Here is a 13021-nt window from a genome sequence, read left to right as displayed (position 1 = left end):
CTTCAAGGCATGAATTATTTAATTATCAATTATTAATAATTAATAATTCGGTAAATAAGTTGACCAGGACTTATATCTAATCCGTTAGTATCGGGACAATTCATACCTCGTAGGAGTTTGGTGACCAAACCCACTACCAAACTAGAAGTTTTTGCCTCTTGAATGAATCTCCCAACTCCAAAGTAAGCGGATTTGATATTACGCATTTTCAGGAAATATTAGGGTTTGAGATGGCTTCCTCTCGTCACAATGACTTGATTTCGCAGCTTTTGCCTAAGTTCTGTTTACTGAAAAATTAAGGTTTAAAGCCTCTCCTAGAAAGGATAAAAAGCGGTCGTTTGCGTTAGCGCAGCTCCTCTGCAAGAGGCAGCAGTCCGTTAGGATGGGATGGGGATAAAACCTTGCCATATCCAATCGACTAACAGAAAAAAAATTTCCTTTAATCAATCCTTCTATTACAGAAGAGGTAATTATTAATTGTTAATTATTAATTATTAATTATTGAAGCTGCTTTCACAGTTTCTTTCAGCAATGGGAAGTTAAGATTTTCCCGTTGTGCTAAGTAAAGTTGTCCTACTTGTCGTGCTAAATTACGAATTCTGCCAATATAACGAGTGCGTTCGGTGACAGAGATTACTCCTCTAGCATCAAGTAAATTAAAACTGTGGGAACATTTGAGAACGTAGTCGAGACTGGGTAAAACTAATTCTTGTTTTATTAGTTGTTCAGCTTCTTGTTCATAAAGACCGAATATAGTAAACAGAAACTCAGGATTAGATGCCTCAAAATTATAGGTACATTGTTCAATTTCTCCCTGAAGGTAAACGTCTCCATAAGTGACGTTATCAGTCCAAGCTATTTTAGTGATAGCATCAACTTCCTGGAGATACATGGCAAGGCGTTCTAAACCATAGGTGATTTCTATGCACACTGGTCGGCAATCTATACTACCACATTGTTGAAAGTAGGTAAATTGGGTAATTTCCATGCCATCGAGCCAAACTTCCCAACCAACACCCCAAGCACCCAGAGTGGGAGATTCCCAGTTATCTTCTACAAATCGAATATCATGATCTTCTGGACGGATACCCAGAGCGCGGAGAGAGTCAAGATAAACATCTTGAATATTATTAGGAGATGGTTTGATTAAGACTTGATATTGATAGTAGTGTTGAAAGCGGTTAGGGTTTTCTCCATAACGCCCATCCGTAGGGCGACGACAGGGTTCAACGTAGGCAACTGACCAAGGTTCAGGACCGATCGCCCGCAGGAAGGTGTGGGGATTCATTGTACCTGCTCCTTTTTCCGTATCGTAAGGTTGAGCGATGAGACAGCCGCGATCGCTCCAGAATTTATTTAAGGTGGCTATGACTGATTGGAAGTTCACTTAATTTTTTTAGGTCTTGAGTTTAACTGAAATTATGGCATTATTTGAGATATCATACCAAATCCAGAGAATTACTAGATCCAAGTCATTGCGACTGGAACGGAGTGGAAGGAAGCAATCTCAAGGGTCTAGGAGATTGCTTCCTATCGTCGCAATGACGACTTTTCATCCGGATTTGATATCAGGAGCAAAATGCTCTTTTAATTTTTCCCATTTATCATATTCTCTAACATAAAACAATTGTATTGTCAACCAGTAAAAAAATAGATTTTTTACTATAATTTAATTAGGAATTAAAAGAGGTAATTAATAATGATTACATCCCCAGTTGTTGTGCAAAAATTAACAGAATATACTTTAGAAGATTGGATAGAAAATCCTCCTGAAAAGAAAGAGTGGGTAGATGGGAAATTATTGGAGAAAAATGGTATGAGTCTTAAGCATAGTCGGATTCAAGCTAAACTAGCAACTTATTGGAGAAACTATCTCAACTCTGGTCAACAACAAGGAGAGGTTTATACTGATGTACCTTGTCGTACAAACAAGCAAGGACGTTATCCTGATGTTGCTTATCTCACCCCAGAATTAGAGACAGAATTTGGCAATGAAAAAGTCTTGCCTCAAAGTTTTCCTTTAAGTGCTGAAATTGTTTCTCCTACAGATTTAGCTGAAGATATTATTGCCAAAGCACAAGAATATTTAGAGTCTGGAGGGGAAGAAGTTTGGTTAGTATTTCCTGAGAATAAATGGGTAATTGTTGTGACTCAAGAATCAAGACTTATTTTTATTTCTGGGCAAGTTGTTAATACTCAAAAACTTTTAGATGGTTTTAGCATTCCCGTAGATGAGTTATTAAGTTAATGATGATAATACCGTTTCACAGAAGTTAAAAGTCAAAAGTCAAAAGTAAGATTTTATAGATTCAGAACTTTTTGCTGTGCGACATGAAAGACGCGCTCAGTAATTTCAGGAAATTATTTCACATCTAAAGTTTAAACTATTTATGACATTTTTCAAGTGAATTGGTATAAGTCTTGAAAATTATAAGTTCCTATGCAAAATTAATTACACATCCTATAGACTTCCTGTTCCCTGTTCCCTCTTCCCTCTCTCAACTAGGAAATTCCTAAAAGCACAACTACTTACACTGATACAACAAAGTATTCTACAACTATTTAATTTTATGAATAATCAAATTGTGAAGCAAAAATTACAAGCGACAATCAAAAATATTCAAACTAGAAATGATGGTTCTCCTGTTACTAATTTGAAGTTAGACAGAACTTTAGAGAAAGAAATTGAACAGTTAACAACAGACTTAGAAAGTCTCAATCCTCATCCTCAACCTCTCTTGTATACTCCTAATTTATTAGAGGGGACTTGGCAACTACTATACTCTACGGCTAGAGAAATCCGTTCTTTAGATTCCCTACCATTGGGGTTAAAAGTAGGTAAAATTTATCAGGTAATTAATGTTGGGGATAAAATTTTTTTTAATCTCGCTGAAGTACAACATCCTCTGAAATTAATATCAGGGTATGTAAAAGTAAATGCTAGTTTTGAGCCGGCTCTAAATACATCTGGTTTAGCAGATAAACGCATCAATGTCTATTTTGATAAACGTTATTTAGCGATTGAGAAAATTGTAGGTATTGACACCCCTAAACTAAATCCTTTTAAAGTTGTAAAAGCTAACAATCCTCGAGGTAGAGTTGCCACACTCGATATTACTTATTTAGACGAAAATTTCAGAATTGGACGAGGGGGGGATGAAAGTTTATTTATTCTGAATAAAGCAAATGTATAAGCATTCAGTTCTTAGCAGTCAGCTAGACTCTTACAGAGGAACTGCATTATCAGCAATTAATAATTAATAATTATTCCTAGAGTTAAGGGAGAGTAGTTTGGCAGTAATTTTTTATTTTCTCTCGATTTATCAATTGCTTTTACTTCCTTCTTTCATCAAATAATTATAGCTGATACTGAATGTTTACGCTAATGTTTTAGAGTAGTCATTTTTCTTCCTAACTTTTAATTCCCCTTGGAGATTAATTACCGGATAATTAATAATTAAATAATTAAAGAATTAAACAGTTTAGGTTAAAAGCCTCCCCTTTCAAGGGGAAAAAGCTGTCGTTTGCGGAGCATTCCGTTAGGATGGGATGGCGAGTTCTGCAATAGGCACTTAACTACTTTAAAATAACTGCAAAGATGATAAAATTGTCTGATGAAATTTTTTGCTTGCAACCAAATATCTTCAACGGGGTTTTGTTTAGGGACGTTTGGGGCAAATTTTGTACAATTTATCAACCATTCCTCTTCGGGTTTTTCTTAATTAATTAACATCAAATATTCTTGAAACTCTTGAGAGTTATGATAAGTTGCACCATCCCAAAATATTGCCAATCTTTTTCCTGGCCTTTGCTCTTGTAAATATTTAACAAATTCAATAGTATTTTCAGTATTTCCACTCTTATATTCTTGCACAATAAATTCCTTAGTTTGATAATCTAAGGCTCCGTAATAAGTTTGTCTTTCCAAATCATTTTTAATCGGAATTTCTATTCTTTTATCTGTTCTTCCCCAAGTATAGCTTAAGAGATAGCCCAATAATAAATGACATTCTTAAATCATAAACACTGTCAGCTTTTCAGCTTCTATTTCTGGTTGCCATTTAGTCAATAATTCCTCTATTTATTTTCTCTTGGTCGATTGGATATGGCGTTTCGCTGCGCGACATGAAAAGCGTTCGCGGCTCTGCAAGAGCGGGAGACCTCGCCATCCCATCCTACGGACTGCTCCGCAAACGACCGCTTTTTTTGCTTTCACTAATTCATCATTTTTAGCTGGATTATTATTTTGAGTTTTTTTCCAAGTTATTCCCGCTTCTTTGAGTAAGTTATAATAACTTTGGTGTTTACTCAAAAACTACATCATATTGCTTCTTTAAATAGTGCATGTAAATCTGATAATCTTAGGTAACTTTGTGCCCTCACCCACTCAATTATTTACTCTTTTTCTTCGGCCTTTAAGTAACCTTTTGTGCCAATATAATTCAAGTCTTAAACTTTCTATGTCATGAAACAGTGCCTGGTTTTTCCATTCACTCTCTAAACTGTGAGAAACATTTAATAATTCTTTGACTTCATGGTAGGATTTTCCCGACAAAATCATTTTGACCGCTAAGGCTCTTTTTATTTCTTTGGACTATGCATGTCTGATTGATAAAATCATCTAGTTCATCTATAATATTCATTCTTTTGTATTTTGACTGGAGATGTTATTCTTACTATTATATCTGTTGCGACCTATGCGCGGATTGCTATAGTTGATTTTATTTTTTATTATTGGAGATGTCTAATACTAATTCCTGCTCTAAAGGCAATGAATTAATAGCTGATGACTGAATGCTTACTAATTATAATTGATTAATTGATTTCCTTTATACTCCATAATTATCACAGGAATTTTGAATATTTTCCTCCCTAATTGAGATATACCAAATTTCAACTTTAGAGATTGAGGTAATTCTGCTAAAGAAATAGGAACAAAATCTAAGCGACTGTAAAAATATTCTAATTTTTTACCCAAACATTCCAGATATAAAGGTTTAGTTGCCTGTTGAATCAGATATTTTGTAAGTGTTGTGCCTAATCCACATTTTTGCCAAGCTTTTACAACTACTAAACTGCCTAATTCTTGTGCATCTTCAAAATTTCGCAATTGTCCACAAGCAACTAAATTCTCATCAGATTCAATTACCCAAAATTGTTGCCAATGTAATTGAGTCGGGTCAAGTTTAGCAGTTAAAACTAACTTACGGATAGACCATATATCTTTAGCAGATGCAGGTCTGAGATTAAAGGAATTTGGTAATACTATTTCTGTCATTTTCAGTTTTAGGGAATAGGAAATAAAAATCAGTATTTAAACTGTACCTTACTATCCTAACAATTTCAGAAACTAAATTATCAGCCAGTTTATGTTACTAGCAAAAAAGAAGTAGAAGGTTTTTGTGAATTAGCAGAATTACTATTAAGTATTCATAGCTAATAGTTATCATATTTTGGGAAAACCATACATATCAAATATGATTAAATAAGGTCTTTTGACAAAGTTGTTACTAATACCAAATTAATATGAAGTTGCATAGAATAAAATTTTAATCAGAGTTAACTGTAGATAAAAACAGAAATACTTAATTATTTACTTCTATTGAACAAGATAATTTTCTCCTAACTCCTTACTCTGTGCAGCCTCACATAAAATTGGTATCAGGAGAGGCAATAAGCAACAGTACTTTTGAAGCTGATTATAAAAATTAAACTTGTATAAAAGATAATTATTACTTTTGCCTCTTTCTTACCTTCAGAAGTAACATTACCAAACCGGATTTAGTATTACTATTTAAAACTATAATCTGAAAAATTTAATTTAAAATTAATTATGTTCAAACCAGAATCAACACAAATTAGGATAGTCTTAGTAGAAGCCCAAGGGCCACTAAATGTTGGTTCTGTGGCCAGGATTATGAAAAATATGGGCTTCTACAATTTGGTATTGGTCAACCCCCAATGTGACCCTCATGGAATAGAAGCCCGAAAAATGGCAGTTCATGGGGCAGAAATTTTAGAAAAAGCTACAATTGTCCAAACATTACCAGAAGCTCTCAAAGGATGTCAAAGGGCGATCGCCACTACATCCCTAGACCGTTCATTGCCCACCCACCTAGAAAACCCTAAAAATTCCCTACCTTGGCTACTGGGATACTCAGCAGCTTTAATATTTGGAAGAGAAGACCGAGGCTTAACTAATGTAGAATTAAACTATGCCCAAAGATTTGTCCGTATTCAATCGGATGATGCCTATCCCTCTCTAAATCTGGCTCAAGCAGTAGCCATCTGCTGTTATGAGCTATATCAGGCACAACTTAATGAAGAAAATAGTCTTCAAACCCAACCAAATCTAGATTTAGAAGTCTCTCTAGATGTTTTAGAAACATATTATCAGGATCTAGAAACTATTTTGTTGAAAATAGGTTATCTTTATCCCCATACAGCATCCAGCAGAATGGAAAAATTCCGTCGTTTATACAATCGTGCCTATCCCTCTGCTCAGGAAGTGGCAATGTTACGGGGAATGATTAGACAAATCAATTGGGCATTGTCTAATTATGATCGGCATGATAGTTAATTTTTTGCTCTAGGGTAGATACAGAAAGGGAAAACTTCTCTAAAGCTCATCAAACTTACTCATAACTATAGCCATCAAACTATCTAGGAGTAAGTTTGTTCGGTAGTCCATCTATTGAGTCCCTATCAGCTACAATTAAGGTATGAAGCTAGTTGAACGTCATGTAATCACGAAAAACCATCCTTTTTGGTCTGAAATTGACCACAAGGCTTTTTTGTCTAAAAATCTGTTTAATTTAGCTAACTACTATTATCGTCAATATTTCTTTACTACTCAAAAGAAATTAAATTTTAATCAACTTTATCACCAGGTATCTAAAAGTTCCGATTATCAAGCTTTACCTACCAAGGTAAGTAAGCAAATTATTAGGAGATTAGATCGATGTTGGACTGGTTATTTTTCGGCTTTAAAAGAGTGGAAAAAACAGCCCAATAAATTTTTAGGAAAACCAAAAATTCCCAAATATAAACATAAGACAAAAGGCCGAAATATTCTGCCATATCCAGATGAATCAATTTACAAAAAAGCTTTAAAAAAAGGAATTTGTCATCTGTCGATGAGTGAAATCAAAATTCCCACATCACAGACAGAAATAATAGAGGCCAGAATCATCCCCAAAAGTAGCTGTTATATAATAGAGATAGTCTATGAAAAATCGGAGGAAACAACAGAAAATCAACAAGTAGCAGGAGTAGATTTAGGAGTAAATAATTTAATGGCTATAACTACAAATCAAACAGGAATTTTACCTCTATTGATTAAAGGCAGACCATTAAAAGCTATTAATACTTTTTATAATAAACAGCGCTCTTGTTTACAATCTCAATTAAAAAATAACCACAATCAAAGTAATTATCATCGGTTAAAAAAATTAACTCACATTCATGTCGGCTCTTAGCCGAAACGAAATTGTCGAGTAGAAAATTATCTCCACACAGCAAGCAAAAGAGTAATAGATTGGTGTGTCAACCATGAAATAGGAATCTTAATTATTGGGAAAAATCCGACATGGAAACAAGAGATAAAATTAGGTAAAAAGAACAATCAACAATTCATGAATATCCCTCATTATAGGTTGATATAAATGTTAACATATAAACCAAAATTAAAAGGAATAAAAGTAAGAATTACTGAAGAATCTTATACATCTCAATCAAGCTGTTTGGATGGAGATGAATTACCAAAATATGATGGAGAGAAAAAAACGAAATTTAGTGGAAAAAGAGTAACAAGAGGGTTGTATAAAACCAGGAAAAATAAATTATTAAATGCAGATGTAAATGGGTCGTTGAACATTTTTAAAAAAGTAATTCCTGATGTCTTTGACCAAGGAATAAAGGGTTTGCCGTTTAACCCTGTAGTGGTCGATCCACTACGAATGACTAGACTTTCAGACCTTTGAGTAAGTTTAAGTAAGTTTAGTTGAGCGGTGATTTACACCTGATTAGTAAGGCCAAGTGCTTCTGTTCAAACCTAATTTTCTAGTAATTTTGGTACAGAACCTAGTCTTGAAGAAAGTTGTAGGTTGTGGGTGCAGTTTTAGGTTCAATGTTTGCCCTTGGATTCAACCCCAACCCAATTGTGGACACTGGTAATAACGGTGGGGTTTTCAACCCGATTACTCTGCAATAGTGTTGGGAAAAATCTGCTACCTAACACCCAACAGCTTTGGAGTGTAGCGACGATAATAATTATCAAACAAATTCACTATTAATAATATCAAAACCTGTCATAAATTAACAGAAATAATTGTTGGGATTTCCTATGATTTTCAGGTTATCCAATCAAATAAAAAATTATTTTTGCTGAGGTAGCTTTTGATATTTGTGTAATGGTATTAATCAATAAAATTATAGTTATATATTAAGGTGTTTGGAGTGGTTCAGAGTTTTCGTAATCGATCAATTCTTTCAGTAATATCTTCTACTACTAATTCCGACTCTCAGTCGCAGCAGTCTAGTAGTAGAAAGCCTAGTAATCGGCTGCAACCGCAGCTACCCCTCAAGAAAAAGCGTAATGTAGCCAAGTTTCCACTTCCAACTTCTGAGCAAACATTTCTCAGACCAGTGCCTGACAAAAAGAAAGCTGTTGCACCCAGAGTTTTCAAACAAGAGATTCCTAAATTTCAGTCTCATAGGGCTAAACGTAGCCGAATAGAGGAACTGGCTAGATTAAGGAAGATCGCAGAACAACAACCCACATCATCTGCTCGCCCTCAGAAACGACCAGAAAAAGCTCAATCTTTTATTTCTCAGTCACTACCGACTAAAAAATCACCAGTTACAACTCGTCAGAATTCTCGTTCCTCTTCTTTGCTATTGTACGCAACTCGGATGTTAATATTAGGTGTGGGAATAGCGGTGATTGGTGGAACAGTGCTATCAATATTGAAGCCTGGAAGTAGTTCTAATCCGATCTCTCAAGCCGCAGATAGCGAGGTAGAGACAAATCAAGGATGGAAATCTCCTTCTATTGTACCTTTAGCAGTACAACAAACCAGAGAAATTGCAGCTTTGAAAACAGAGTTAGATACAGTCATCGCCAAATACCCAAAGCTAACACCAGGAGTATTTATGATTGATGCTGATACTGGTGCTTATGTGGATATTAATGGAGGCACTGCTGTTGCTGCAGCTAGTACGATTAAATTGCCGATATTAGTGGCTTTTTTCCAGGCGGTGGAGCAGGGGAGAATCAAATTGGATGATATGTTAACAATCGAGGAATCTCATGTAGCCGAAGGGTCTGGAGATATGCAGTTTCGGAAGCCTGGTAGCAAATATACGGCTTTGCAAACTGTGAGGAAGATGATTGTGATTAGTGATAATACAGCCACTAATATTTTAATTGAAGCACTTGGTGGGGCTGATGTTTTGAATCAGTTGTTTCAGAGTTGGGGTTTGAAGAATACTGTTATTAATAATCCTTTACCAGATTTGTCGGGAACTAATACAACCACTCCCAAGGATTTGATCGATTTAATTTCACAGGTGAATCAGGGTGGTTTGGTGTCACTGAAGTCTCGCGATCGCTTATTTCGGATTATGGAAAGAACTCAGAATGATTCCTTGTTACCTAGGGGTGTAGGTAGAGGTTCTGTAATTGCTCACAAAACAGGTAATCTCAAGTCTGTGTTGGCGGATGCAGGTATGATTGATTTGCTGAATGGCAAGCGTTATCTATTGGCTGTACTGGTGAAGCGTCAGGATGATGACCAGGATGCTGTAAACTTGATTCGCGGGGTGTCTAAGAAAACTTATCAATATCTTAAATCCTCAGAATAGAAGGAGTAGGGAGTAGGGAGTAGGGAGTAGGGAGTAGGAGAGATTGCAAAATGGTAAGTATGGGAGCATTTTTCTACTTTTTTACTCTATTCTATTTCTCCATCTCCTGAATTCTGAATTCTGACTTCTTTGCAAAAAAACCCAACCTTTGCCAAGATACCAAAACTTTCATCTCCCCCGATTTTTTTTCACTCTCCCTCTCGTGGGAGTCATCTGCGTTTCGGCTGTCGCCGAAATGAAAGGCGGAGCCTAGCGGCAGCTATATCGCAAACTTCATGCAACAAAGCCTCTTTCTACCATAAATAGTTTTCCTATTTCTTTAATGGAGCGATTAGTGAAGTCGTCAGCATTATGAAGGTCAAATTTAGGGGTTTGCTCCGCTTTCCAGTGTTTTTTAGCACTTTCAGGCACTTTTTCAGATAAGTAAGTCCTGAAATTAGAAACTTTTACATTGTTATTACTTCTTCTATTGCCTTTTTCTTCAAGTGCTTCAATCAAATGATCTGTATAAATGCTTATACCTTTATCTCCTCGAATCCAAGAGCTTTCCGAACCTTTTGATGAAGTAAAAACTGCTATACCTTCACCATTTTCCCAATCATCTCCCGATATTTTAGGATAAGCTTTTTCTTCAAAACCAGAGAGAATTTTTGAGAATAATGGTACTTGTTGTTTTTTTTCCAGTTCGTCTTTAGAGCTTGCCATTCCAGCCGCATGACAGCTGTCAATGATAACCAAAAGGCGTATGGGATAAATAATTAAGCTCACGGGGTGACAAGCTAGTTGAAAGCCATATAGGGGAGACTGTGGTCGGGTAGCAAGGTTATATCGCTATAACCCCGCCCCCTCAGAACCGGACGTGCGACTTTCACCGCATCCGGCTCAAGCAAGTCATAAACTACTTACTGTTCCAGAATGAATTTGCTGATGACAGAATAAATGAACAAGTTGTAGGTTGCCATAATTATCTCCACCACCTTGACTTTTTGGCTTTTTATGATGAAGATGTAATTCCTCATCATTCAACAAAGATTCCCCACATACGGGACAGACATATTTCTGTTTTTGAGCTATTTTTTGTCTGCTTTTGATTAACTCAGATTTGACTTTCATTTCTGAGCGTTTTCTCCAGTAATCCTTTAAATTGGGGTCATCGGGTGAAGATTTACCTTTAACAAGGATATGTCTTTCAATCTTGAACCAAGCAAATTTCAACATATAGGCTCCAGTTTGTTTATTACCAAATACCCATTTGTCAAAAGCTCTATCAAGATTTAATATTCCCCAGTATTTAGCCTTACGCCATTTGTCAGATTTATTGCGGTGGGTACGCTTGACATACCTTTTCTGTTTTTCATACAGCCAATGGTCGAGGGAACTGAAAATTTTGGAGGATACACCAATTCGGAAATAATTTGCTTCTCCCCTGATAATTGGATTGAGCTTTTTAATCACTGCACTGACTGGTTTACCTCTACAGTTTCGCCATTCCGAGCGCAGTTTGTTCCGAATATTTTGTACGGATTTTTTACTTGGTTTAATTAGCAGTTTAAATCCAGTTTTACTGGTTTGGTCTTTGTAGTGTCTTACATTGAATCCAACAAAATCAAATCCTTCAGTTAGATGGACTATTTTTGTCTTTTCATCTGATAGGGTAAGCCCCCTTTGCTTCATCCATTCAGTCAGGATTTTGATAACATTTTCTGCATCTTCAAATGTTTCACAAAATACTACAAAATCATCTGCATATCTTACCAATGCTCTTTTAGAGCGGAGTTCTCCACTTCTATACTTAACTCCAAGGGCTAACTCCATACCGTGCAAAGCTATATTGGCTAATAGTGGACTGACAACAGAGCCTTGAGGAGTACCAGCATTTGTTGGATGCCAAGAACCCTCTTCCATGTAACCTGCTTTGAGCCATTGTTTTATTAATTCACGAGCCGGAAAACTCGTTAAAAGCTCTAACAGAAAATTATGAGAAATGTTGTCAAAACACCCGTGAATATCTGCATCTACAACCCATTTCTTTCGTTTATTTGGTCGAGCTAAGTTATAGATACTTCCAATAGCATCATGGGCGCTACGTCCTGGGCGAAAACCGTAACTTGACCGTTCAAAAACTGCTTCCCATTCGGGTTCTAAAGCATTTTTAACCATTGCCTGTATGGCGCGGTCGTGAATTACTGGGATTCCTAAAGGACGTTTCCTACCATTAGATTTAGGGATGTATACTCTTCGTGCAGGTAATGATTTCCAAGGGGTATAATCAGCGATTTTATCAACTAATTTTCCTCTGGTCGCGGCAGTTTTTACTACTACTTTATCTATACCTGGAGTGTATTTTCCTCGATTATGTTGCGTCACTTTTCTAACACTTACTAAGCAATTAGAATAACTACGTAACATTAATTTCTGGAGTGAGCGAACCTTTTTTAGATTGCCCTCAGCTTTGACTCTAAATATTCGTTGTCTCAAATTCCGAACAACTCGGTTGGCTTTGCGCCATTTGACACAATTCCAATCAGTTTGTCCCTTGGTTCCGTTTACAGTTGCCTGCATCTAACTTGTACCTTGGTTAAAAATTATTACAACGTTCTTTTGAGAGACTCACCTGCTTCCCGTTAGCACCCTTTCAGGTTAGGTAAAATACCTTATCCACTGGGTTCTGGATTCCCCTTACCTTTCGGTATAGTGGCATTAGCTTCTGGAAGCATCCTATACCCTCTGAAGATTTGGGCTTCCCTTGCGAGTTGCTTACTGGGAATGTGTTCATCCCCAGACTTCATAGGGGTTATCACGTTACGCACGGATGAGATTTAATTAGATAGGATGCCCTCTCTACACCGGAGTATTTGGTGTCCCAGTTCAACAAGCTTTGGGCAGTTGAACCTTTTACTGAATGATATTGGGGCATTCAGTGCATTTACTCGTATCACCGTATCAGCCTTTTCGATGACCTTTTCTAACGATGCCTCATCAAGGGTTCATTTTCATTCATCCATCCAATTTTTCCTTGGCCCGGTTACATTTTAGGCTAAATGCTTCCTTGGGCTTTACTTTCCGCTTCACACATCACCGTTACCAGCAGTGCATGGGAATCAGGACTTACGCAAGGACACTATATATAGTGTCAAGCGTTAATTATCTCTCTATA

The 13021-nt window shown here is 36.4% G+C and carries 11 protein-coding genes and 2 pseudogenes; 6 read left to right on the top strand and 7 right to left on the bottom strand.

Annotated elements, in window-relative coordinates; translation table 11 throughout:
- Positions 1-32: 32 nt before the first annotated feature.
- Entirely contained in the window at positions 33-206 is a 174-nt protein-coding gene (locus ACP6PM_RS07540; protein WP_426583298.1) for a hypothetical protein, read from the bottom strand.
- Between the two features lie 281 nt (positions 207-487).
- Positions 488-1387, bottom strand: coding sequence for a glycine--tRNA ligase subunit alpha (gene glyQ, locus ACP6PM_RS07535; RefSeq protein WP_426583296.1), 900 nt, complete (start codon positions 1385-1387; stop codon positions 488-490).
- Between the two features lie 312 nt (positions 1388-1699).
- Between glyQ and ACP6PM_RS07530 the strand changes: the two genes are divergently transcribed.
- Positions 1700-2248, top strand: a complete 549-nt coding sequence (locus tag ACP6PM_RS07530; protein WP_426583294.1) for a Uma2 family endonuclease — start codon at positions 1700-1702, stop codon at positions 2246-2248.
- Positions 2249-2570: 322 nt separating this feature from the next.
- Positions 2571-3194, top strand: coding sequence for a PAP/fibrillin family protein (locus ACP6PM_RS07525; protein ID WP_426583292.1), 624 nt, complete (start codon positions 2571-2573; stop codon positions 3192-3194).
- A 365-nt stretch (positions 3195-3559) separates the two neighbouring features.
- Here the strand turns inward: ACP6PM_RS07525 and ACP6PM_RS07520 are convergent.
- The 3 genes and pseudogenes from ACP6PM_RS07520 to ACP6PM_RS07510 all read right to left on the bottom strand — a co-directional run.
- A pseudogene (locus ACP6PM_RS07520) lies at positions 3560-4096 on the bottom strand (IS630 family transposase); the annotation flags it as partial.
- 114 nt (positions 4097-4210) lie between these two features.
- Positions 4211-4643 (bottom strand): annotated as a pseudogene (locus ACP6PM_RS07515) (helix-turn-helix domain-containing protein); the annotation flags it as partial.
- Positions 4644-4801: 158 nt separating this feature from the next.
- A complete protein-coding gene (locus ACP6PM_RS07510) occupies positions 4802-5278 on the bottom strand; it encodes a GNAT family N-acetyltransferase (protein WP_426583290.1) in 477 nt (158 codons plus the stop codon).
- 555 nt (positions 5279-5833) lie between these two features.
- Here ACP6PM_RS07510 and ACP6PM_RS07505 point away from each other — a divergent pair.
- The 4 genes from ACP6PM_RS07505 (at position 5834) to ACP6PM_RS07490 (ending at position 9864) form a co-directional block, all read left to right on the top strand.
- The gene (locus tag ACP6PM_RS07505; protein WP_426583288.1) at positions 5834-6580 is read left to right on the top strand and encodes an RNA methyltransferase; all 747 of its coding nucleotides are present in this window, start codon (positions 5834-5836) and stop codon (positions 6578-6580) included.
- A gap of 142 nt (positions 6581-6722) precedes the next feature.
- Positions 6723-7478: an RNA-guided endonuclease InsQ/TnpB family protein gene (locus ACP6PM_RS07500; RefSeq protein WP_426583286.1), complete on the top strand. Its 756-nt coding sequence runs from the start codon at positions 6723-6725 to the stop codon at positions 7476-7478.
- 186 nt (positions 7479-7664) lie between these two features.
- On the top strand, positions 7665-7982 hold the full coding sequence (locus ACP6PM_RS07495) for a zinc ribbon domain-containing protein (protein WP_426583284.1): 318 nt from the start codon (positions 7665-7667) through the stop codon (positions 7980-7982).
- A gap of 475 nt (positions 7983-8457) precedes the next feature.
- Positions 8458-9864 carry a serine hydrolase gene (locus ACP6PM_RS07490; RefSeq protein ID WP_426583282.1) on the top strand — a complete coding sequence of 469 codons (1407 nt, stop codon included), beginning with the start codon at positions 8458-8460 and terminating at the stop codon, positions 9862-9864.
- 273 nt (positions 9865-10137) lie between these two features.
- Here ACP6PM_RS07490 and ACP6PM_RS07485 read toward each other — a convergent pair whose 3' ends face one another.
- Complete coding sequence (locus tag ACP6PM_RS07485; RefSeq protein ID WP_426583280.1) at positions 10138-10602, bottom strand: caspase family protein; 465 nt, start codon at positions 10600-10602, stop codon at positions 10138-10140.
- A gap of 153 nt (positions 10603-10755) precedes the next feature.
- Entirely contained in the window at positions 10756-12426 is a 1671-nt protein-coding gene (gene ltrA / locus ACP6PM_RS07480) for a group II intron reverse transcriptase/maturase (protein ID WP_426583279.1), read from the bottom strand.
- Positions 12427-13021 lie beyond the last annotated feature (595 nt).

Source organism: Dapis brunnea BLCC-M229 (assembly GCF_050015995.1).
Taxonomy (GTDB): Bacteria; Cyanobacteriota; Cyanobacteriia; order Cyanobacteriales; family Microcoleaceae; genus Trichodesmium.
The sequence above is the reverse complement of the archived record's forward strand: the minus strand, read 5'-3'. Positions and strand labels throughout refer to the sequence as shown.

Bases quoted from the DNA above. Each gene is read 5' to 3' on its own strand.
- ACP6PM_RS07505 (WP_426583288.1), top strand. From the start codon at position 5,834: ATGTTCAAACCAGAATCAACACAAATTAGGATAGTCTTAGTAGAAGCC.
- ltrA (WP_426583279.1), bottom strand. From the start codon at position 12,426: ATGCAGGCAACTGTAAACGGAACCAAGGGACAAACTGATTGGAATTGT.
- ACP6PM_RS07495 (WP_426583284.1), top strand. From the start codon at position 7,665: ATGTTAACATATAAACCAAAATTAAAAGGAATAAAAGTAAGAATTACT.
- ACP6PM_RS07510 (WP_426583290.1), bottom strand. From the start codon at position 5,278: ATGACAGAAATAGTATTACCAAATTCCTTTAATCTCAGACCTGCATCT.
- ACP6PM_RS07530 (WP_426583294.1), top strand. From the start codon at position 1,700: ATGATTACATCCCCAGTTGTTGTGCAAAAATTAACAGAATATACTTTA.
- ACP6PM_RS07500 (WP_426583286.1), top strand. From the start codon at position 6,723: ATGAAGCTAGTTGAACGTCATGTAATCACGAAAAACCATCCTTTTTGG.
- ACP6PM_RS07540 (WP_426583298.1), bottom strand. From the start codon at position 206: ATGCGTAATATCAAATCCGCTTACTTTGGAGTTGGGAGATTCATTCAA.
- ACP6PM_RS07525 (WP_426583292.1), top strand. From the start codon at position 2,571: ATGAATAATCAAATTGTGAAGCAAAAATTACAAGCGACAATCAAAAAT.